Annotated in this window: 18 protein-coding genes; 11 read left to right on the top strand and 7 right to left on the bottom strand. The window is 60.6% G+C overall.

The window, feature by feature from the left end:
• Positions 1–452: 452 nt before the first annotated feature.
• Positions 453–1,520 carry a WD40/YVTN/BNR-like repeat-containing protein gene (locus PMI30_RS10805; protein ID WP_008011338.1) on the top strand — a complete coding sequence of 356 codons (1,068 nt, stop codon included), beginning with the start codon at positions 453–455 and terminating at the stop codon, positions 1,518–1,520.
• A 28-nt stretch (positions 1,521–1,548) separates the two neighbouring features.
• A complete protein-coding gene (locus tag PMI30_RS10810) occupies positions 1,549–3,933 on the top strand; it encodes an efflux RND transporter permease subunit (RefSeq protein ID WP_008011335.1) in 2,385 nt (794 codons plus the stop codon).
• A gap of 191 nt (positions 3,934–4,124) precedes the next feature.
• Here the strand turns inward: PMI30_RS10810 and PMI30_RS10815 are convergent, their stop codons facing one another.
• Together PMI30_RS10815 and PMI30_RS10820 are read right to left on the bottom strand one after the other, a co-directional pair.
• Positions 4,125–4,844 carry a FadR/GntR family transcriptional regulator gene (locus PMI30_RS10815; RefSeq protein WP_032835696.1) on the bottom strand — a complete coding sequence of 240 codons (720 nt, stop codon included), beginning with the start codon at positions 4,842–4,844 and terminating at the stop codon, positions 4,125–4,127.
• A 204-nt stretch (positions 4,845–5,048) separates the two neighbouring features.
• Positions 5,049–6,785: an IlvD/Edd family dehydratase gene (locus PMI30_RS10820; RefSeq protein WP_008011333.1), complete on the bottom strand. Its 1,737-nt coding sequence runs from the start codon at positions 6,783–6,785 to the stop codon at positions 5,049–5,051.
• A 193-nt stretch (positions 6,786–6,978) separates the two neighbouring features.
• Here PMI30_RS10820 and PMI30_RS10825 point away from each other — a divergent pair, with 193 nt between their 5' ends.
• The 9 genes from PMI30_RS10825 to PMI30_RS10860 all read left to right on the top strand — a co-directional run bounded on the left by PMI30_RS10825 (position 6,979) and on the right by PMI30_RS10860 (position 13,963).
• The gene (locus PMI30_RS10825) at positions 6,979–8,301 is read left to right on the top strand and encodes an MFS transporter (RefSeq protein ID WP_008011331.1); all 1,323 of its coding nucleotides are present in this window, start codon (positions 6,979–6,981) and stop codon (positions 8,299–8,301) included.
• A gap of 156 nt (positions 8,302–8,457) precedes the next feature.
• A complete protein-coding gene (gene araD1, locus PMI30_RS10830) occupies positions 8,458–9,450 on the top strand; it encodes an AraD1 family protein (protein ID WP_008011329.1) in 993 nt (330 codons plus the stop codon).
• Positions 9,451–9,460: 10 nt separating this feature from the next.
• Positions 9,461–11,041, top strand: a complete 1,581-nt coding sequence (locus PMI30_RS10835; protein ID WP_008011327.1) for an aldehyde dehydrogenase (NADP(+)) — start codon at positions 9,461–9,463, stop codon at positions 11,039–11,041.
• Positions 11,042–11,255: 214 nt separating this feature from the next.
• A complete protein-coding gene (locus tag PMI30_RS10840) occupies positions 11,256–11,552 on the top strand; it encodes a DUF5629 family protein (protein ID WP_008011324.1) in 297 nt (98 codons plus the stop codon).
• The gene (locus PMI30_RS10845; protein ID WP_008011322.1) at positions 11,539–12,714 is read left to right on the top strand and encodes a lactonase family protein; all 1,176 of its coding nucleotides are present in this window, start codon (positions 11,539–11,541) and stop codon (positions 12,712–12,714) included. Before PMI30_RS10840 ends, PMI30_RS10845 begins: the two co-directional genes overlap by 14 nt.
• Positions 12,715–12,870: 156 nt before the next feature.
• The gene (locus PMI30_RS10850; protein ID WP_007901164.1) at positions 12,871–13,050 is read left to right on the top strand and encodes a hypothetical protein; all 180 of its coding nucleotides are present in this window, start codon (positions 12,871–12,873) and stop codon (positions 13,048–13,050) included.
• Between the two features lie 205 nt (positions 13,051–13,255).
• The gene (locus tag PMI30_RS31910; protein WP_007901166.1) at positions 13,256–13,381 is read left to right on the top strand and encodes a hypothetical protein; all 126 of its coding nucleotides are present in this window, start codon (positions 13,256–13,258) and stop codon (positions 13,379–13,381) included.
• A 115-nt stretch (positions 13,382–13,496) separates the two neighbouring features.
• The gene (locus PMI30_RS10855) at positions 13,497–13,709 is read left to right on the top strand and encodes a hypothetical protein (protein ID WP_008011320.1); all 213 of its coding nucleotides are present in this window, start codon (positions 13,497–13,499) and stop codon (positions 13,707–13,709) included.
• The gene (locus PMI30_RS10860) at positions 13,706–13,963 is read left to right on the top strand and encodes a hypothetical protein (protein ID WP_008011318.1); all 258 of its coding nucleotides are present in this window, start codon (positions 13,706–13,708) and stop codon (positions 13,961–13,963) included. Before PMI30_RS10855 ends, PMI30_RS10860 begins: the two co-directional genes overlap by 4 nt.
• Positions 13,964–14,086: 123 nt before the next feature.
• Here the strand turns inward: PMI30_RS10860 and PMI30_RS10865 are convergent, their stop codons facing one another.
• The 5 genes from PMI30_RS10865 to PMI30_RS10885 form a co-directional block, all read right to left on the bottom strand.
• Positions 14,087–14,683 (bottom strand): glutathione S-transferase, encoded by a 597-nt coding sequence (locus PMI30_RS10865; protein ID WP_008011316.1) that lies wholly within the window; start codon positions 14,681–14,683, stop codon positions 14,087–14,089.
• Positions 14,680–18,321, bottom strand: a complete 3,642-nt coding sequence (locus PMI30_RS10870) for an SbcC/MukB-like Walker B domain-containing protein (protein WP_008011314.1) — start codon at positions 18,319–18,321, stop codon at positions 14,680–14,682. Before PMI30_RS10870 ends, PMI30_RS10865 begins: the two co-directional genes overlap by 4 nt.
• Positions 18,318–19,562 (bottom strand): exonuclease SbcCD subunit D C-terminal domain-containing protein, encoded by a 1,245-nt coding sequence (locus PMI30_RS10875; RefSeq protein WP_008011312.1) that lies wholly within the window; start codon positions 19,560–19,562, stop codon positions 18,318–18,320. The genes PMI30_RS10870 and PMI30_RS10875 overlap by 4 nt, the downstream gene beginning before the upstream one ends.
• A 236-nt stretch (positions 19,563–19,798) precedes the next feature.
• Complete coding sequence (locus tag PMI30_RS10880) at positions 19,799–21,451, bottom strand: BatD family protein (protein ID WP_008011310.1); 1,653 nt, start codon at positions 21,449–21,451, stop codon at positions 19,799–19,801.
• The coding region (locus tag PMI30_RS10885; RefSeq protein ID WP_008011308.1) for a tetratricopeptide repeat protein at positions 21,448–22,262 on the bottom strand (815 nt) is incomplete at its 5' end. The genes PMI30_RS10885 and PMI30_RS10880, both read right to left, overlap by 4 nt.

Genomic DNA, 22,262 nt, shown 5'->3' with positions numbered 1-22,262 from the left:
TTCCGCCGGGCCGCGCAGGCTTTTCGAAAGTGACTCGCTGTAAAAGCGAAACCGCCAGCGGCCGTGACCGCAGAAATGGATATGTACACGATCAAAGACCCCAATTGGCTATCAGGCCGCCTTCGCGGGCAAGCCTCGCTCCTACAAAGAGCAATAACCGTCAGCCGGCACTACCGCAGAAACGGATATGTACACCCAAACCCCAAACCCCCAATCACCCCACCTGATACCCAATCATTCACCCCCACCCCATACCCCTCAGGTTAACAAAACATAACGTGGCGTCGATTGTCAGACCTTTCCAAACCCCGATAGGATAAGCCCAGCTTCCGAAGGGGCTCTGGATTGCGGGTTTCAGGACTATGCTCCTGAATAGGTCAATCCCGATGCGCATCCCTTACGGCGCCCTGAAGGGTTGAACGACCTAACAATAATAATGTGGGGGAAGGTCTATGAGTGAGCCTGTCATGGGTGTGAGTATTTGCCGCCCGCCGGCGTTACGCAGGTTCGCGTTGCTGGCTACAGCGCTCTCGCTGTTGGGCTGTACCGTGCTGTCGGCGCCTGTGCTGGCCGCTGCCGCGTCGGCCACCGATGTGGTTTATTCCGTTGAATCCGCCAAGGCCAGCAAAGGCCTGATGCTCGATGTCGTACACGCCGGCAAACGCCTGGTGGCTGTCGGCGACCGCGGGCACATTCTGTATTCCGATGACCAGGGCGTGACCTGGACCCAGGCCAAGGTGCCGACCCGGCAACTGCTGACGGCGGTGTTTTTTGTCGATGACAAACACGGTTGGGCCGTTGGCCATGACGCGCAGATCCTCGCCAGCGAAGACGGCGGCATCACCTGGGCCAAACAATTCGAAGACCTGACACGCGAATCGCCGCTGCTCGACGTCTGGTTCAAGGACGTTAACAGCGGCTTTGCCGTGGGCGCTTACGGTGCCTTGCTGGAAACCACCGACGGCGGTAAAAACTGGGAAAACGTCAGCGATCGCCTGGACAATGAAGACCAGTTCCACCTCAACGCCATTGCCGCGGTCAAGGATTCCGGCATTTTCATCGTCGGTGAACAGGGCAGCATGTTCCGCTCCGCCGATGATGGGCAGACCTGGGAAAAGCTTGAGGGCCCCTATGAAGGCTCGCTGTTCGGTGTGATCGGCACTGCGCAACCGGCCACGCTGCTGGCCTACGGGTTGCGCGGCAATCTGTACCGTTCCACGGATTTCGGCAGCACCTGGGAGCAGGTCGAGCTCAAGGCTGCGCGCGGTGCACTGGAGTTCGGCCTTTCTGGCGCCACGCTGCTCGATGACGGTTCCATCGTGATCGTCGGCAACGGCGGCAGCATTGTTCGCAGCAGCGACGACGGCGAAACCTTCAGTGTGTTCAATCGCCCGGATCGTATCTCCGTCTCGGCGGTGACTGCGGCGGGCAACGGCAATCTGGTTCTGGCAGGACAGGGTGGCGTTCGCGTCACTTCGCCCACCGGCGCAGAGAATGGAAAAAACGGGTCGTCCAAATGAGCCGGGCAAATAATAAGAAGGCGGGTCTATGACATCCTTAAGCACTCCTCATCAGGACAAGGCGACGTTTCTTGAACGCCTGATCTTCAACAACCGCCCGGCAGTCATCGTCATCTGCCTGCTGGTCAGTGTTTTCCTGTTCTGGCAGGCGACGCTGATCCGGCCGTCCACCAGTTTCGAAAAAATGATCCCGCTCGAGCATCCGTTCATTGAAAAAATGATGGAGCACCGCAACGATCTGGCGAACCTGGGCAACACGGTGCGGATTTCCGTGGAAGCCACCGACGGCGACATCTTCTCCAAGGAATACATGGAGACCCTGCGTCAGATCAACGACGAGGTGTTCTACATCTCCGGCGTAGACCGTTCCGGCCTCAAGTCGTTGTGGAGCCCGAGCGTGCGCTGGACCGAGGTGACGGAGGAGGGCTTCGCCGGTGGTGAAGTGATTCCCCAGAGCTATAACGGCTCCCAGCAAAGCCTCGACCTGCTGCGCAACAACGTGCTCAAGTCCGGGCAAGTCGGGCGGCTGGTGGCCAACGACTTCAAGTCGAGCATCGTCGACATCCCGCTGCTGGAGTCCTACCCGGACCCGCAGGATCAGGGCAAGTTGCTGGCGCTGGACTACCGCAAGTTCTCTCACGAACTCGAAGACAAGATCCGCAACAAGTTCGAAGCCCAAAACCCCAACGTGAAGATCCACATTGTCGGGTTCGCCAAGAAAGTCGGCGACCTGATCGATGGGCTGGTCATGGTGGTGATGTTCTTTGGCGTCGCCTTCGTCATTACCCTGATCCTGCTGTACTGGTTCACCAACTGCATGCGCAGCACCGTGGCGGTATTGAGCACGACGCTGGTGGCGGTGGTCTGGCAGCTTGGCTTGATGCACTTCTTCGGCTTCGGGCTTGATCCTTACTCGATGCTGGTGCCGTTTCTGATCTTCGCCATCGGGATTTCCCATGGCGTGCAGAAAATCAACGGTATTGCCTTGCAGTCCAGCGAGGCGGAGAACGCGCTGACAGCCGCACGCCGTACATTCCGTCAGCTGTTTCTGCCGGGGATGATCGCGATCCTCGCGGATGCGGTGGGCTTCATCACGCTGTTGATCATCGACATTGGCGTGATTCGTGAGCTGGCCATCGGCGCGTCCATCGGCGTGGCGGTGATCGTGTTCACCAACCTGATCCTGCTGCCGGTAGCGATTTCCTACGTGGGTATCAGCAAGCGCGCCGTCGAGCGCAGCAAGAAAGACGCGCACCGCGAACACCCGTTCTGGCGCCTGCTGTCGAACTTTGCCAGCCCCAAAGTCGCCCCGATTTCCATTGCCCTGGCGCTGATCGCTTTCGGTGGTGGCCTCTGGTACAGCCAGAACCTGAAGATCGGCGACCTCGACCAGGGCGCGCCGGAACTGCGTCCGGACTCGCGTTACAACAAGGACAACAGCTTCATCATCAACAACTACTCCACCAGTTCCGACGTATTGGTGGTGATGGTCAAGACCAAGTCCGAAGGTTGCTCACGTTATGAGGCCATGGCGCCGATCGACGAGCTGATGTGGAAAATGCAGAACACCGAGGGCGTGCAGTCGGCGATCTCGCTGGTGACCGTGTCCAAGCAGATGATCAAGGGCATGAACGAGGGCAACCTGAAATGGGAAACCCTGTCGCGCAACCCGGACGTGCTGAACAACTCCATCGCCCGTGCCGATGGCCTGTACAACAACAATTGCTCCCTGGCGCCGGTGCTGGTGTTCCTCAACGACCACAAGGCCGAAACCCTGGACCGCGCGGTGCATGCGGTGCAGGACTTCGCCAAGGACAACAACAAGGAAGGCCTGGAATTCATCCTCGCCGCCGGTAATGCCGGGATCGAGGCGGCCACCAATGAGGTGATCAAACGCTCTGAACTGACGATTCTGGTGCTGGTGTACATCTGCGTCGCGACCATGTGCATGATCACCTTCCGTTCCTGGGCGGCGACCTTGTGCATCGTGCTGCCACTGGTGCTGACCTCGGTTCTCGGCAACGCGCTGATGGCGTTCATGGGCATTGGCGTGAAAGTCGCGACCTTGCCGGTGGTGGCGCTCGGGGTGGGGATTGGCGTGGACTACGGGATCTACATCTACAGCCGTCTGGAAAGCTTCCTGCGTGCCGGTCTGCCGTTGCAAGAGGCGTACTACCAGACGCTGAAGTCCACCGGTAAAGCCGTGCTGTTCACCGGTCTGTGCCTGGCGATCGGCGTGTGCACCTGGATCTTCTCGGCGATCAAGTTCCAGGCCGACATGGGCCTGATGCTGACCTTCATGCTGCTCTGGAACATGTTCGGCGCGTTGTGGCTGCTGCCAGCGCTGGCGCGGTTCCTGATCAAACCGGAGAAACTGGCAGGGCAGAAGGGCAACTCGCTGTTCGCTCACTGATCCCTGGCAGAAACAGAAAAGCCGCAACCTTGGTTGCGGCTTTTTTATTTCTCAAATTCGACACAAATCCCCTGTGGGAGCGAGCCTGCTCGCGATAGCGGAGTGTCAGCCACTTAAACGTCGAATATTAAACCGCATCGCGAGCAGGCTCGCTCCCACAAGGAATTACTACAACAGTTGAATTGTGGCGGTTATGAGGGATCGGTGCCGAGCACTACATTCAGCGCACTACGCGCATCATCCAGCTGCACCAGCGTCGCATGCCGCGCGCCCAGCGCATCGCGATTCTCGATGGCGGTCAGGATCGCCTTGTGCCGTGGCATCGCCAATTCATGCAGATTCGGCCGTTGGTTGGAGTGCTTCAACGCTTCGGCAATCGCCACCGACAACATATTGCACAGGTTCGCCAGCAAGTCATTGTGGGTCGCGTCGGCGATGCGGCTGTGGAAATCCAGATCCGGTTGCAACAACGCTTCCGGGGTCGGTGCAGCTTCCATGCGTTGGTAGGCTTCACCGATGGAGGCGATGTCTTCATCCGTGGCGAACTGCGCGGCCAATGCGGCGGCGGCCGGCTCGATGATGCTGCGCACGCTGGTCAGCAGATCGAAGAATTCGTTTTGCGGACTGCTTTGCATCAGCCAGTGCAGCACGTCCGGGTCGAGCATGTGCCATTCCTTGCGCTGCTTGACCACCGTGCCGACCCGCGGACGGGAATACACCAAACCCTTGGCGACCAATACGCGAGTGGCTTCGCGCAGCACCGGTCGGCTGACCGCGTATTCCTCGCACAGCAGGGCTTCGGCGGGCAGTTTGTCGTCAGGTTTGAACCGTCCCGAGACGATCTGCATGCCCAATTCCTGGACGATGCGCGAGTGCATGCTTTTGCGGTCGGAGGGTTTGCGGTAATCCATGGGGAACGGCGCGATCCTGTGCGATGGGGTGCTGCGCATGATAGCAGGCGCGGCGAGTGATGGTCGCTAGCCCAAGATTCTGATGCAGGCGCAGAACCATTGTGGGAGCGAGCCTGCTCGCGATAGCGGTTGAACATTCAACATTTAAGTTGGCTGTCTGTCCGTTATCGCGAGCAGGCTCGCTCCCACAGGGGATGGGTGGTGTCAGTGAGAGTGACGCGGCACCTCGGCCCCACGGCAACCGACCAGGAAGTCAAAGTCGCAACCCTGATCCGCCTGCAGCACATGGTCGATGTACAGCTGACGATAACCGCCCACGATTAACTGTTGCGGTGGTTGCAGATCCGCCATGCGCGCTGCCAGTTCTGCATCCGGAATGTCCAGGTGCAAACGTCCGTTGGCGCAATCAAGCTCGATCCAGTCACCTTCCTTCACTGTCGCCAATGGCCCACCAGCCGCCGCTTCCGGAGCAACGTGCAGAACAACAGTGCCATACGCCGTGCCGCTCATGCGTGCGTCGGAAATCCGCACCATGTCGGTCACACCCTGGGCCAGCAGCTTGGCCGGCAACCCCATGTTGCCGACTTCGGCCATGCCCGGATAACCCTTCGGCCCACAGTTTTTCATCACCAGAATCGAATTGGCATCAACATCCAGTTCAGGATCGTTGATCCGCGCCTTGTACATGTCGAAGTTCTCGAACACCACCGCACGGCCACGGTGCTGCATCAATTCGGCACTCGCGGCGGAGGGTTTGAGCACTGCGCCGAGTGGTGCCAGGTTGCCGCGCAACACACAGATCCCGCCGTCGGCGCGGATCGGGTTGTCGAGGGTGCGGATCACTTCGTCCTGGCCGTAAATCGGCGCGTCTTTGGTGTTTTCGCCGATGGTTTTACCGTTCACGGTAAGGGCGTTCGGGTTAGGGATCAGGTTGGCTTCGCCGAGGCGGCGCAGCACTGCGGGCAAGCCGCCTGCGTAGTAGAACTCTTCCATCAGGAAGCGCCCGGAGGGTTGCAGGTCGACGATGGTCGGCATGCCGCGACCGATGCGGGTCCAGTCATCCAGGTCGAGGTCGACGCCGATGCGCCCGGCGATGGCCTTCAAGTGGATCACCGCATTGGTCGAACCGCCGATGGCGGCGTTCACCCGGATGGCGTTTTCGAAGGCTTCCTTGGTGAGGATCTTCGACAGTTTCAAGTCTTCTCGCACCATCTCCACCGCACGCATGCCCGACATGTGCGCCAGCACATAACGGCGTGCATCGACAGCCGGAATCGCCGCGTTGTGGGGCAGGGAAGTGCCGAGTGCTTCGGCCATGCAGGCCATGGTCGAGGCCGTGCCCATGGTGTTGCAGGTGCCGGCCGAGCGTGACATGCCGCCCTCGGCCGCGAGGAAATCATCAATGGTGATGGTGCCAGCCTTGACCTGTTCGCTGAGCTGCCAGACCACCGTGCCCGAGCCGATGTCCTGGCCCTTGTGCTTGCCGTTGAGCATCGGCCCGCCAGTCACGACGATCGCCGGCACGTCGCAACTGGCCGCACCCATCAGCAGCGCCGGGGTGGTTTTGTCACAGCCGGTGAGCAACACCACGCCATCGATCGGGTTACCGCGAATCGCTTCCTCGACGTCCATGCTCGCCAGGTTGCGGGTGAGCATGGCGGTGGGGCGCAGGTTCGATTCGCCGTTGGAGAACACCGGGAATTCCACTGGAAAGCCACCGGCTTCGATCACCCCGCGCTTGACGTGCTCGGCAATCTGGCGGAAATGCGCGTTGCACGGGGTCAGTTCCGACCAAGTGTTGCAGATGCCGATGATCGGCTTGCCGTGGAACTGATGATCGGCGATGCCCTGATTCTTCATCCAGCTGCGGTACATGAAGCCGTTCTTGTCGGCGGTGCCAAACCATTGGGCGGAGCGCAGGGTGGGTTTCTTATCAGACATGATCGGTTCTCTTATTGTATGACTATATTGTTCGAGCTACGGCGTAACATAAGCGCAATTTCGGCTGTTTGGAAGTGTTGTTGGTTAAATAGTATTACTATATAGTCGGTTTCGACGGAGGGATGGCCCTGGCGATTTTCTGCGAGAGGCGGCCCCCGAGGTTCTATAACAACAACAATCGGAGACCGAACTCATGAGCCAGGAACTGCGGCTTATTCGTCGCATCACGCTGAAACTGATTCCCTTCCTGATCCTGCTGTACCTGATCGCCTATGTGGATCGCTCCGCGGTCGGTTTCGCCAAGCTGCACATGGGGGCCGACATTGGCTTGGGTGACGCGGCTTACGGCCTTGGCGCCGGGCTGTTCTTCATTGGCTATTTCCTGTTGGAAATCCCCAGCAACCTGATGCTCGACCGCTTCGGCGCAAGGCGCTGGTTTGCGCGGATCATGGTCACCTGGGGTGCCATCACCATCGGCATGGCGTTCGTCCAGGGACCGAACAGCTTCTATGTGATGCGCTTTCTGCTCGGCGCGGCCGAAGCCGGGTTCTTCCCGGGCGTTCTGTACTACATCACCCAATGGTTCCCGATCCGCCATCGCGGCAAGATCCTCGGGTTGTTCATCCTTTCCCAACCCATCGCGATGATGATCACCGGCCCGGTGTCCGGCGGCTTGCTGGGCATGGACGGGATTCTTGGGCTGCACGGTTGGCAGTGGCTGTTCATCGTCATCGGTACACCCGCGATCCTGCTGACCTGGCCGGTGCTGCGTTACCTGCCGGACGGCCCGCAACAGGTGAAATGGATGGACCAGTCTGAGAAAGACTGGCTGACCGGCGAGCTGAAAAAGGACCTGGAGGTGTACGGCCAGACCCGTCATGGCAATCCGCTGCATGCACTGAAGGACAAGCGCGTGTTGCTGCTGGCGCTGTTCTATCTGCCGGTGACCCTGAGCATCTACGGTCTCGGTTTGTGGTTGCCGACGTTGATCAAGCAGTTCGGTGGCACTGACCTGGTGACCGGGTTCGTGTCATCAGTGCCGTACATCTTCGGGATCATCGGTTTGCTGATCATCCCGCGCAGTTCCGATCGCTTGAATGATCGCTACGGTCATTTGGCGGTGCTGTATGTGTTGGGCGCCATCGGCCTGTTCCTCAGTGCCTGGCTGACAGTGCCGGTGCTGCAATTGGCGGCGTTGTGCCTGGTGGCGTTTGCGCTGTTTTCCTGCACCGCGGTGTTCTGGACTTTGCCGGGTCGCTTCTTCGCCGGCGCCAGTGCGGCGGCGGGGATCGCGTTGATCAACTCGGTGGGCAACCTCGGCGGCTACATTGGCCCGTTCGTGATCGGTGCGCTGAAGGAATACACCGGCAACCTGGCGTCAGGGTTGTACTTCCTGTCCTGCGTGATGGTGTTCGGCCTGGTTCTGACGGGTGTGGTTTATCGGCTGCTGGAGCGTAAGCATGTGCTGCCGGCCGAGCAGTTCGCCGCCAGCGCCCGGGGCGCTACCCGCACCTGAATCTGAGGATTAACACCAATCAACTGTGGGAGCGAGCCTGCTCGCGATGAGGTCATTCAGTCCGACATCAATGTTGAATATCAGGCCGTCATCGCGAGCAGGCTCGCTCCCACATTGGTTTTGTGGCGTTTTCGAGTTTGTTTAAAGGAGAAAATCATGCGTTTAGTTCAGTTCGAATTGAGTCACGGTGAACGCCGTGTCGGCGTGGTCGAGGACGGCCAGGTGCGCGAAGTGCAGGGTGCGCGCTCGGTGCGGGATCTGGCGCTGGCGGCGATCGAGGCGGGGGTCAATCTTGAGCAACAGGTTCAAACCCTGGGGTTGGGCATCAGCCATGACTATTCAACGCTACTGGCCAATCTGCAAATCCTGCCGCCGCTGGATCACCCGGACCCGGCGCACATGCTGGTCAGCGGCACTGGCCTGACCCATCTGGGCAGCGCTTCGGCCCGGGACAAAATGCATCAGCAGGTCGGCGACGAAACCGCCATGACCGACACCATGCGCATCTTCAAATGGGGCGTGGAGGGCGGTAAACCCGCGACTGGCCAGGCCGGCGTGCAACCGGAGTGGTTCTACAAGGGCGACGGCAGCATCGTTGTGCGACCGGGCCAACCGTTCCCGCTGCCGCCGTTTGCCGAAGATGCCGGGGAGGAACCCGAACTCAGCGGCCTCTATGTGATCGGCCACGACGGCAAACCCTATCGCCTCGGTTTTGCCGTGGGCAACGAGTTCTCCGATCACGTGATGGAGCGCAAGAATTACCTCTACCTGGCCCACTCGAAACTGCGCAGTTGCAGCTATGGCCCGGAGCTTAGGGTCGGTGAATTACCTCAGCATCTGGCCGGCACCAGCCGCATCCTGCGTGACGGCGAGGTGCTGTGGCAGAACGAGTTCCTCAGTGGCGAAGCGAACATGTGCCACAGCCTGGAAAACCTCGAGTATCACCATTTCAAATACAGCCAGTTCTTGCGCCCCGGCGACGTGCACATTCACTTCTTCGGCACCGCGACCCTGTCTTTCGCCGATGGCATTCGCACCCAACCGGGTGACGTGTTCGAGATCAGTCAGGCCGAGTTCGGCGCACCCTTGATCAACGGCATTGAGCCCGTTGAAGCAGCGTTCGAACCCGGCACCGTCGGCACACTTTAAGGAGACACCCATGACCCGGATTCTTGGTCACAACTACATTGGCGGTCAGCGCAGCGCTGCTGGCACGGTCAAACTGCAGAGCGTCGATGCCAGCACTGGCGAGGCCTTGCCCCATGATTTCTATCAAGCCACCCCTGAAGAAGTCGACGCCGCGGCGAAGGCCGCCGCCGCTGCTTACCCGGCCTATCGCAGCCTGAGCGCCGAACGACGTGCGCAATTCCTTGATGCGATTGCCGATGAACTGGACGCGTTGGGCGATGACTTTGTCGCTGTGGTCTGCCGCGAAACCGCGTTGCCGGCCGGCCGTATTCAGGGTGAGCGTGGGCGCACCAGCGGCCAGATGCGGCTGTTCGCCAAGGTGTTGCGGCGTGGTGATTTCTATGGGGCGCGGATTGATCGCGCACTGCCTGAACGTACGCCATTGCCGCGTCCGGATCTGCGTCAGTACCGCATCGGCCTAGGGCCGGTCGCCGTGTTTGGCGCGAGTAACTTTCCGCTGGCCTTTTCCACGGCTGGCGGCGACACCGCTTCGGCATTGGCCGCCGGTTGCCCGGTGGTGTTCAAGGCCCACAGTGGCCACATGGCAACCGCTGAATGGGTGGCCGACGCCGTGATCCGCGCCGCCGAGAAAACCGCCATGCCGGCCGGTGTGTTCAACATGATCTACGGTGCTGGGGTGGGGGAAGCGCTGGTCAAGCAACCGTCGATTCAGGCGGTCGGTTTTACCGGTTCACTGAAAGGTGGTCGTGCGCTGTGCGACATGGCTGCGGCACGTACACAGCCGATTCCGGTGTTCGCTGAAATGTCGAGCATCAACCCGGTGATCGTGCTGCCGCAAGCGCTGGAAGCTCGTGCTGAAAGCGTCGCCCGTGACCTCACGGCGTCGGTGGTGCAGGGTTGTGGTCAGTTCTGTACCAATCCGGGGTTGGTGATCGGCATTCGTTCGCCGCAGTTCAGTGGGTTCGTGCAGCAAGTGGCAGGACTGATTGGCGATCAACCGGCGCAAACCATGCTCAATGCCGGTACGTTGAGCAGCTATGGCAAAGGCCTGCAGAAGCTTCTCGCGCATCCGAAAATCGAGCACTTGGCCGGCAGCCCGCAACAAGGCAATCAGGCGCAGCCGCAACTGTTCAAGGCCGATGTCAGCCTGTTGCTCGATGGCGATGAAGTGCTGCAAGAGGAAGTGTTCGGCCCGACCACGGTGTTCGTCGAAGTGGCGGATCAGGCGCAACTCAGTGCCGCGTTGAACGGATTGCATGGGCAACTGACGGCGACCCTTATTGGTGAGCCAGCGGACTTCGAACAATTCGGTGAGTTGACGGCGTTGCTGGAACAGAAGGTCGGGCGGATCCTGCTCAACGGCTATCCGACCGGCGTGGAAGTCTGTGACTCGATGGTTCATGGCGGACCGTATCCGGCGACATCCGATGCGCGCGGCACGTCGGTGGGCACCCTGGCCATCGACCGTTTCCTGCGCCCGGTGTGTTTCCAGAACTACCCCGACAGCTTGCTGCCGGAAGCGCTGAAGAATGGAAATCCGCTGCGCATTCAACGCCTGGTCGACGGCAAGCCATCGCGCGAAGCGCTCTAACGACTGATCAGAATCCCTGTGGGGGCGGGCTTGTGGCGAGGGGGCTTGTCGGAACGCCGCATCGCCCCGTTGGGCTGCGAAGCAGCCCCAAAATCTCTGATGCACCAAAGATTTTGTGAGTGCTACGCACTCAAACGGGGGCAAGCCCCCTCGCCACAGGTTCGCTTTCACTTTGAGCTATCATTGCGACTTTCCCATTCAAAGATTGACTGCCATGACTGCCGTAACCAACACCTTGCTTAGCGCCCTCGAAGTCTGCGACATGCTTGAAATCGACGGGCTGCACGCTTTCGACTTCTCCCTCGATGAAGACGATAACCTGCACATCGAATGCATGGACGGTCGGGCGCTCAAGCGCTGGGAGTTCAGCATGGCCCAGATCGCGGCGGCGACGTTCGATCCCGACTTGAAAAGCTGGATCATTACCGGTGATTCCGGCGAGCACCGGCTGGTGCCTATGGAAGCGTTCGGCGGTGGTGACGATGAGGACGAAACGAATGAGGATGCGTAACTTCTGGCCACTGTTGATGGCCAGCAGCGTCGGCGCGATGGGCGTGCAAGCGGCCCCGGTCGACAGTTACGAATTGCTGGTGGGCTCTTACACCGCCGGCCAGAGCCAAGGGATTTATCGTCTGAACTTCGACAGCCGCACCGGGCAAATCGAGGCCAAACCCCTGCAAGTGGTGAAGAGCGCCAACCCGTCCTGGCTGACCGTGTCCAAGGATCAACAGCGCCTGTTCGTGGTCAACGAAAACGGCCCGGGTCAGGCCGATCCGGTCGGGCGTGTCAGCAGTTATGCGATTGATCCCAAGACCCATGAGTTGAGCCTGATCAACCAGGTGCAAACCCTGGGCAACGAACCGACGCACTCGAGCGTCAGCGGCGATGCCAGTCACGTGTTTGTCAGCAACTACTCGGTGGCTGAAGACCCGGGTGGCACCCTGGCAGTGTTACCGGTGGGCATCGATGGCAAACTCAAACCCGTGGTGCAGATGAGCAGTCATCCGTCCAGCCGGGTCAATCCTGAACGGCAGAAGTCGGCGCACGTGCATTCGGTGGTTTCATCGCCGGATGGCCAATACGTGTTTTCCAACGACTTGGGGGCGGACAAGATTTTCGTCTATCGCTTCGATCCCAAGGCCAATCCGGAACTGCCGCTGACCGCCGCCAAACCCGCCTCGGTCCAGTTGCCACCCGGTAGCGGACCGCGACACTTGCTGTTCAGTGCCGATGGCAAGCATGCCTGGCTGACCATGGAAATGAGCGCGCAGGTCGCGGTGTTCGATTACCACGAAGGCAAGCTTGAGCAAACGCAGTTGGTCGATCTGGCGGCGGGTCTGCCGACGTCGGGCAAGGCTGCGGCTGCGCTTCACGCCTCGGCCGACGACAAGTTCCTTTACGTCAGCAACCGTGGCACCACCAATCAGTTGCTGGTGTTCGCCATTGACCCGGCGACCGGGCATCTCAAGGAGCTTCAGCGCCGTTCCGTGGACGGCGATCACCCGCGCGAGTTCAGCCTCGACCCGAGTGGCAAGTTCGTGTTGATTGCCAACCAGAAGAGCAACCAGATTGTCGTCGTCGAGCGCGACGCCAAGACCGGTCTGTTGGGTAAAACCGTGCAGAAACTGCCGATGGATGCCCCGAGCGATCTCAAGTTCCTGGTGCGTCAATAGACCGCAGGCCCCGGTTGATGGGGCCTGCAACCTTCTATTAATGAGACTGATATCGGCTAATGCTACAAAGCATTTCAAGGCGCCGACCCTCGGGAGTTAAGTTTGCTTCACGGCCCCACCGGGCAAGCAAGCCAACTGAACCCGAGGAATACCGCCATGAACTTCAATCTCTTCTCCGTCATCGCCGCTTCCGCTATTTCTGCCACTGTTGCACTGCCAGCCAGCGCCAACGTTGAAATCAGCGACAAAAAATCCCACGCCCAAAGCTATACCCAGAAATACCTGCAACAGAGCGCCAACTTCTACGCCGCGCTGGATCACAAAACCCAGCACTGAAATCTGAACCCTGCACCTTTTATGCAGGAGCGAAGTCACTTGCCGATCGGCCCATAGGCGTCGAAAAGCCCCGAAGTGATGTCGCTCCTGCATAACGCGTTTACGACAGCATCATATTGCTATCAATGTAGTGCTTGATATCACATGGCCATGAGTTTAAATTTGACGCTGATTTTTTGACTCCTTCCCTAAAAGGATCGACAGCATGGCGATGCGTCTGGCAGTGGTTCTCCTGTTTCTCTATTCCACCCCGATTCTATCGGCTGCCCAGCCCGTTCCAAACGAGCCGGATGCGGCCCGCGAGCGCTTGATGAGTTTTATCGAGGACTGAAAAACGCAGGGGTCATGATCAATAAAACTGATAGCGACTATGCATAAAGGTCGCTAGTTAACTTGTGTTTTTTGATCGATTCTGTGGGCACTGAAACATGCCCACGGAGAACACCATGGCCAGCGCAATCATCACTTCTGCCAAATACGGCGCCTACCTGGCCATCGGTCTTTACGTGGCCATGGTGTTGGTCGTCAGCCTTTCAGCTCAATCGCAACAAAGCCTTCAAGCACCGATTCAGGTCGCTTATCCCGCCATTCAATTCGAACACCGCGCCCAAAGCGTAATGGTCGATCACGCCGATGTGGCGGGAGTGGTGGGGGCATGAAAGGACGCAAACTCTGGGTCATCGCCTTCCTGGCGTTCATGACCAATGGCGCTTCTTTGCTTGGGATCGGGCAGGGCTCGGCAGGGTCGGTGGCACGGGCCATCGAATGCAACCACAACATCGCCCACAACATTCAGACCGCCAGGGCTCTGGAGCTGTTGGCGGGTAATCCGCCGATCAAGTCCAATGGCGAATTCTTCGGGCCGTTCCAGGTGGATTGCTCGGCGTTGGGGATGTGCTCGGTGTTGGCATGAATGGTCGAAACACCCTCTCCCTGTAGGAGCGAGGCTTGCCCGCGAAAGGGCCATAACATTCAGCATAGATATTGACTGACACAGCGCTTTCGCGGGCAAGCCTCGCTCCTACAGGGGGCCTGGTTATTTCTTCATTATTGATGTGAACAGGTCTGACTCGATGAAGCGCTGTAACCAGGCCTGCAATCGCACATAAGGCGTCTGCCCGAACCACTCGCGATCCACGTGGGCGAATTGCCGCACGAACGGCATCACAGCGACATCTGCCAGGCTCGGGTGCCCGGCCAGCAAGTAGTCGCGCCCCTCCAGCAATTCATCCAGCTTGCGCAAAAACACCTCGCCCTCAGACCGGTAAAACGCCATCGGCTGCTCGGGATAACGCTCGGCGTACTTGTAGCGATTCAGGTGCACCTTGAACACTTGATCGTTGTCTTCGATCAGTGCGGCGCTACGTTGCTGTGCTTGCGGATCATCCTTGAGCAACCAGTCCTGCGGATCGTTCTGCGCCAGTGCCCAGCGCATGATGTCCAGGCTCTCATCGATCACCCGCCCATCCACACTCAGCACCGGCACCGTGCCTTTGCTCGACAGTGCGAGCATTTCGGCCGGTTTGGCCTTGAGGCTGACCTCGACGATATTCACCGCAACGCCCGAATAGCGCAGCGCCATGCGTGCGCGCATGGCGTAGGGGCAGCGGCGGAACGAATACAGCGTATTCATTTCACCTCCAGCGTACTCAGGCCGTTGCCTTGACGGTGAACCTGGATTTGCACCGGGATCCGTTCATGCATTTCCTGCACGTGGGAAATCACCGCCACCTTGCGGCCCTGCGCTTGCAAACCGTCGAGGGCGTCCATGGCCAGTTGCAGGGATTCCGGGTCGAGACTGCCGAAGCCTTCGTCGATAAACAACGATTCGATTTTCAGCGTGCTTGACGCCATCGACGCCAAACCGAGCGCCAGGGCCAGTGACACCAGGAACGTCTCGCCGCCGGACAGCGAATGCACCGAGCGCAGTTCATCGCCCATCTCGGTGTCCATCACCAATAACCCGAGCATGCTGCCGCCACGTTTCAGGCGATAGCGCCGCACCAGTTGCCGCAGCTGGACGTTGGCGTGATGCACCAGCAGGTCGAGGTTGTAGGCCTGGGCGATCTTGCGGAAGGTGTCGCCGGTGGCCGAACCGATCAATGCATTCAAGCGCGCCCAGCGCTGATACTCGGTGTAGGCGTCGGCAATCTGTTGCGCCAGTGCCTGATTGGCGTTCTGTCGACGCTGATCCTCGGCCTGTTCCGCACGCAATTCGGCGCAACGATGTTCGCTGGCGGCGAACAGGTTTTGCAGCTCTGCCAGCGTCGTGGCCAGTTGTTCGGGGTCGAGATTGCCGATGTGCTGCGCCTGATGATCGAGCAGGCGCTTATCCCGCTCCTGCAGCAGCACTTTGGCTTGCTCGATGGCTTTTTCGCTCTGCTGCAATCGTTGACGCAGTTCGCTGACCTGTTGGTCGTCGACGCCCAGCAGCGCTTCCAGTCCGCCATCGTCGAGCTCTGGATGCTGCGCGCGCCAGTCGGCGATCTTGGCGCTCAGCTCGCGATCTTCGGTTTCCAGAGCCTGCGAACGCTCCTGCTGCGCTTTGAGTTCAGCGGCCAGTTGCACCAAGCGCGTGCGTACGGTTTGCAGTTCCTGATTGGCCGTCGCTTCGGCGGTACGCGCCTGCTCGACGGCCTGATCCAGTTGCTGCTGCCATTGTTCGGCGCTGGCATGTTCGCCCAGCAGTTGCGTCAGTTTTTCCTGGCAAGCCTGTTGCTGCCCGGCCAGTGTCGTGAACTGCTGCTGCGCAGCTTCCTGTTGCTGGATGCGGGTCTGCTGACGGTCCTGTTCCTTCTCCAGCGCCTGCTGGCGTTGTTGCTGTTCGCCGAGTTCATCGCGCTGCTGGTCGAGTTGTTGCAGGCGCTGGGCGATCTGCCGGTCGAGCTGCATGAAGGTCGCGGCGGGTTCGTTGCGCAAGGCCTCCAGCGTGTTGGCCGGGAGCAGGGTGCTGAATGCCTTCAGTTCTTCGTCCAGGCGTTGGCGATCGCTGCTCAATTCACGTTGTTGGTTGATCAGGTGTTGTGTGGCTTGCTGACTCGCCGTTTCAGCACTGCGCAGTTGTTGCGCAAGGCGCGCGGCATCCTGTTGCAGGGTGAGCAGGGCGGTTTGCCGCTGTTCATCCTGCGTGATGCTCTGGTTCAACTGGCTGCTTTGTTGGGTCAGCCAGGCATCGCGTTTGCTTGCGTCCTGGGCCAACAGTTGCGCGGACAGTGGGTGCGCTTCCAGGCTCGGCGTCAGGCCTTGTTGTTGAGTCGCGAGTTGTTCTTGCTGTTGCAGCAATTCCTTTTGCTGAGCAATCAAGCCGCCGACTTCGGCGCGCAGATCGGTGAGTTTTTCCTTCAGCAGGTCCACCGCTTTCTGAGCGTTGGCCTGTTCGCTTTCATCATGCCGGCCGAGGCTTTGCAGCAAGGCTTCGGGCTGATGATAAGGATGGTCCGGGCTGCCACAAACCGGGCACGGCTGATCGTCCTGCAACTGCGCGCGCAGTTCCTCGACGCTGGCACTGCGCGCCAGACGCTGACGCTCCAGCAGTTCGCGGGTGACGGTCAAGGTCTGTTCGGCGACGCTCAGTTCGGCCTTGGTCTTCACCCCGTCCTGAGTCAGACGATCGCGGTCTTGCTGAGCGGCGAGTTGCCGCTGCTGAAGCTCGGCGCCGCGCTTGTCCAGTTCCTGCTGGCTGGCCCACAGTCGTGTCAGTTCTTCAAAGGCCCGCAGTTGCTTGCGGTTGTCCTGTAGCAGACTGCCGAGGATCTGAATTTGCTCGGCCACTGCTTCAGGCTCGGCGCCGGCCTCTTTGTACAGCACCTCAAGGCTCTGGCGCTGGGTGGCCAGTTCCTCGGCAGCGCGGGCGGCGCTTTGCTCCAGAGCGGCCAGTTCGACCTGGCCTTTGTTCAGGCGATTACCGATCAGCATCAGTTGTTGCAGACGATCGCGGTAGGCGTTCCAGGCATCGCTCAACGGTGCCAGATGGGTGCTCTGCTCAAGCTCCCCGGCAATCCGCTGCAACCGTTCGGCGACCTGTTTCTGTTGGTCGAGCAAACCCTGAATCGTGCCCTGGCCCTGAGTGCAGGCCAGTTCCGCCTGCTGCTTGAGGTCGGCACTGAGGCTGGCGTCCTTGACCAGGCGGGCGAGGGTGCTTTGCTCTTCGAAGGCCTGACGCAGCAGTGGCGCGCTGGAGGCGTGTTGGCTTTGCGCTTGGGCCAGCGCCGTTTGCGCGGTGCTCAGGCTTTGTTCGAGTTGGGTTTGTCGCGTGCTCAGCTCGCTTTGCTGTTGCGTGTGCTGCTGAATCTGCGCCGCCAGCGGCGTGAGCTGGGCGGTGAGTTCGGTCTTGCGCGCGAACTGATGCCGTTGCGGCGCCAGTTGCTCCAGGCGAGTCAGCTTCAAGCGTTCGCCGGCCAGGCTCTCCCAGTGTTGCTGGGCCGATTGCAGTTGCTCGGTGGCGCTCTGTTGCGAGTCTTGCAACTGGCGCAGGTCCTTGAGCCAGGTGTGTTGCAACTCCAACTGTTTGAGCTGCGCCTGCTGGGTCTTGAGTTGCTGCTGAGCGTCGTTGAAGCGCTCATCGAGTTCGGCCCGGGCTTCAGGTGACAGCGGGGTGACCCCGGTGGCCTGATCCTGCAACAGCTTGTGGGCTTCGCGAGCTTCCTTGGTCTTGTCAAAGGCGCGGCGACCGAGGCGGGTGTAGAGCGCGGTGTCGGTGAGCTTTTCCAGCAGTTCGCTGCGGTCGTTGTCGTCAGCCTTGAGGAAGGCGCTGAACTCGCTCTGAGCCAGCATGACGGCGCGGGTGAACTGTTCGAAGTTCAGGCCCAGCGCGGCTTCGAGCTGTGCTTTGTATTCGCCTTTCTGGCTGGCCAGCAGTTGATCCTGATCGATGTCACGCAGGCTCTGGCGACTGGCTTGCAGTTTGCCACCGGCCTTTTCCCGAGCGCGATTGGCCTCCCAGCGAGCGCGATAGCGGCGGCCGTCGATGCCGACGAAATCCACTTCTGCATACCCTTCGCCGGTGCCACGTCGCAGCAGGGTGCGTGGGTCGCCGGTGCCGATTTCACCATCGGCGTCCGGAACCTTGGCATCGCGGCCCGTGTTGTTCAGGCGCGGCACGGCACCAAACAGCGCCAGGCACAGGGCGTCGAGCAGCGTGCTTTTGCCCGCACCGGTGGGCCCGGTGATTGCGAACAGACCGGCGCTGGCCAAGGGTTCGGCGGTGAAGTCGATTTCAAACGGCCCAGCCAGGGAGGCGAGGTTTTTCAGGCGGATCGCGAGGATCTTCATGGCTGTTCGCTCTCCATCTGCACGTCCTGCAGCAGCTCGGCGAAGTCCTTGAGCGTTTGCTCGTCGACCTCGCTGCCGTAGTTGTCCTGCCAGGCGCGACTGAACAGCTCCTGGGGCGAAAGCTGATCGAGTTCGATCAAGGTTGTGCCGTCATCGACGCCGTCGCGGCTGCCATTGCCGGCGTACTCGGCAGCGATCCGCACCAGCCGCACGGCCTTGCCTTGCAGGGCGGTTTCCACTTGATGGCGCAGGTCCGGTTGCGGTTCGTCGAGACGGACCCGCACTTCCAGCCACGGCTGACGCTGGATATCGGCGAGCAGGTCGATGTTGGGCAGGTCGGCCAGTTGCAACAGGATTTCCGCCAACGGCGCAGAGCCGAGGCGTTGCAAGTGGACGGAACGCGGAATCAGGCGTGGTTCGACGCTGACCAATGTTTCGCCATCAAGCTGAATGTCGAGGATCTGATGCTGGTAATTGATCTCGGAGAACGACAACGGAATCGGCGAGCCGCAGTAGCGGATGCGCTCTTCACCGTTGACCTTCTGCGGCTTGTGCAAATGCCCGAGGGCGACGTAACTGATGCTCGGCCCGAACAGACTGGCGGGCAGGGCTTCGGCGTTGCCGATGATCAAACTGCGTTCGGAATCTTCCGAGACCGAACCGCCAGCCATGTGCGCATGGCTGATGGCGATCAGCGCCTGGCCCGGCTTGCGCTTGGCGTTGGCCGCTTCGATCAGCCATTCATGAACCTGGCCGATGCCGCGCAAATAGTTATCGCCCAAATGCGCGCCGGTCACTTCGGCGGGGCGCATGAACGGCAGCGCCAGGCACCAGGCGGCAATTTCGCCGCTGGCATCCGGCAACGGCAGCAACAGACGTTCGGCATCCAGTTGACCGTCATCGAGCCACAGCACGCGACCGAGGGCGTGAGTGCGCAAGCGCCGCATCAACGGCGCGGGCAGTTCGATTCGCGAACCGGAGTCGTGGTTGCCGGCGATCATCACGATGGTCAGCAACGGCTGCTGCTCGTGGGCGCTGACGATGAAATCGTAGAGGCGTTCCTGGGCTTTGACCGGCGGGTTGACCGTGTCAAAGATATCGCCGGCGATCAGCAGCACATCGGGCTGATCCAGCTTCAGCTGACGCAGCAGCCAGTCAAGAAAACAGGCGTGCTCGAAATCGCGCTCCTGGCCATGCAGGTTCTGCCCAAGGTGCCAGTCGGAGGTGTGAAACAGACGCAAGGCGTACTCCGCAACAAAATAAGGTGATGGCCGCGAGGAAAAGGGTGGCGGCTAAAGAGGGGAGAGTTTACTGGCAAATGTGCAAAGGAACACGGGTTTGGGGGATGTCGAAGCTTTTGAGAGGAACACGGTCCCTGTAGGAGCGAGGCTTGCCCGCGAAGAACGATAACGCGGTCTGACAGATGCATCGAGTCATCGTTCTTCGCGGGCAAGCCTCGCTCCTACAGGGATTTGATCTATTTCGGATAAAGCGGCGGCAACCCGGTATCGCCAACCAGATCCTGAACCCCCTCGGCCGTCGGGATTGCACGAATCGCGCGCCAGAGATCCTCGCCCTGCCAGTACTGACCGGTTTCGCTGTACAGCGCGCCGTTCAGGCCGTCCAGTGCATCGGACAGCGGCACAAAACGCGCCGCCATGTCGGCCAGGGTTTCCGGTTGTTGTCGGGCCCAGGCGTCGAGGGCCTGGCGGGTGGCATGGGAGTCGTTGGCCTGACAGGTGCGTTTGAGGTCGTCGAGCAAGGTGCGTGGGCTCGGGCCGGTCTGCGCCGCCCGCAGGACCGCCGGTTGCGAGCGGGCGCGCCACCACAGGCCGAAGCCCAGCAGGGTGGTGCAGGCCAGAATCACGGTGCTGAGCTTCCACCACCAGAGGGCCTCGTTGTTGGCGCCGGAGATGGCCTGCGGGCTGCCCGCCGGGGTATCGACGATCAGGCTCGGATTGCTCGCCACTTGCAGCGTGCGGGCCGGCAGGCTGCTGTGTTCCAGGTGATCCTCGAAGGTGTTCCACCAGACCACTTCAACGCTCGGCAAGTCAATGTTGCCGGTGCGGGTCGGCACCAGGGCTTCACGGTCCTCGCGACTGCCGATCAAGCCGCGCTCGCTGCTCTGGTTGCCCAGCACAGGTTGATCCGGGTAGCGCCGCAGGCCGTTGATCTCGGTGGCGGGCAACGGTGGCAGTTGCGAACTGGCGAGGCCTTCGGCGTTCAGGGTCAAGCTGCGGGTCAGTGAGTCGCCGACCTGCAAATGATCCGGTTCCGGGCTCCAGCTTTCGCTCAGGCTCAGGCTGCGGGCCGGCAACCAGGGCACATCAGCCGGATACGTGCCAGGTTTGGCCTTGACCGTCAGCGGGATCTCGGCGGATTTGACGCGCATCTGCTTGCCCGGTTTCGGCCCTTGAGGTGTTGCGTCCTGGGACGGCCGGGTATCGACCGGCGTGGCACTGAACATCTGCGCCGGAATGGTCAATTCACCGCTGTGCTGCGGGTAGATTGCGTAACGCATTTCGATCACGCCATGGCGCAATCCGTTGATCACTTTTTCGTAGGTGCGCGACTCGCCCAGCTGTTCGATGCGCGCATCGGGAATCTGCAACGGGGTCAGGCTGCTGTCGTCATACAGCGACACCGAATGGTAGATGCGCAAGGTCAGGATCGCCTGAGCCTGCACATAGACGCTGTTCTGGTCGAGGCTGGCCTCGATGAACACCGGCGCCAGTGTGTTGCTGCTGTCCTGGGTTTCGCTCTCGATCACCTGCACGGTAATCGGCTGGCTCTGGACGTCGCCCAGTTGCAGCGATGGAATCACCACGCTGCCGTTTTGCCGGGGCAGCAGGGTGATGATCCAGCGCGTGGTCGCCTGAGTGTTGCCGTTGAGGGTGTTCAGTTGGTTGACCTGACGGGTGCCGCGCACTTCGAACAGCGGCTCCAGCGGGGACAGGTCGGGTTTGCCGAACTGGGTCACGTCGCTGGTTTCCAGGGTCAGTTCGACCGTCTCGCCGGAATTCAGGCGGCTGCGATCGACGCTGGCGACCAGCTCCGCAGCCTGGGCCTGAACGGTGCAGAGCAACAGGGCGGGCAACAATGCGAGCAAGAAGGCGGTGAAGCGGGTCATCGAGTTTTTTCCTGATCCTGATGTTGTTGCTGTTCGTACCAGAATTTGCGTCTGAGCAGTTCGCCGGGGTCATCCGGGATCTTGCGCAGCCATTGCTCCAGCGCCTGGCGCTGTTCGCCTTCGATCATGTCGCTGGCCGGGCGTCGCGGTGGCGTGGTGCTTTGCTCATCGCCCAACTCGCTGCCCGGGACTTCATTGGCGCCCGGTTGCGGTGGCGTCGTGGGCGGCTGCCCGGCGTCCGGCGTGGTTTGCTCGGTGTCGGTTTTCGGCTCGCCATTGCTGGGTTGGGTGGCGCTGCCCGGCGGCGGTTCCTGGGTGATGGTTTCGGTTTTGCCATCGGCGGTTTTGTCCGGCTCGACGGGCGGCGCTGAGGTTTTCTGCTTGAGCAAGCTTTCCACCAGCGCCTTGTTGGTCAGGGCCGGACGCAGATCCGGTTGACGTTCAAGCGCTTGATCGTAAGCATCCAGCGCTGCTTCCAGCTCACCGCTCTTGGCCAGGGCGTTACCCCGATTGTAGTGGGCGTGGGCGTCGTTGCCTTGGGCAAACCGCTGGGCGGCGCCACTGTAGTCTCCGGCTTCATAGAGCGCCACACCTTGCCACTGCGGGTCTTCGAAATGCTGCGCGGCCTCGGCCGGGCGCTTTTGTTTGAGCAAGTGCAGGCCTTGCTGATCGGGACGCAGCCACAAGTCTTCGAAATCGAAGGCGTAACTCGGTTGCGGCAGCATGAACAACAGCGGCAGGCAGAACAGCCAACCACGGCGCCCGGCGCAGGCGGCCAACAATAACAGTGGCAGCAGCAGCCAATAGCCTT

The sequence above is a fragment of the Pseudomonas sp. GM50 genome (assembly GCF_000282375.1).
Taxonomy (GTDB): Bacteria; Pseudomonadota; Gammaproteobacteria; order Pseudomonadales; family Pseudomonadaceae; genus Aquipseudomonas.
Note: the sequence above shows the minus strand (reverse complement) of the source record. Positions and strands in the feature narration are given on the sequence as shown.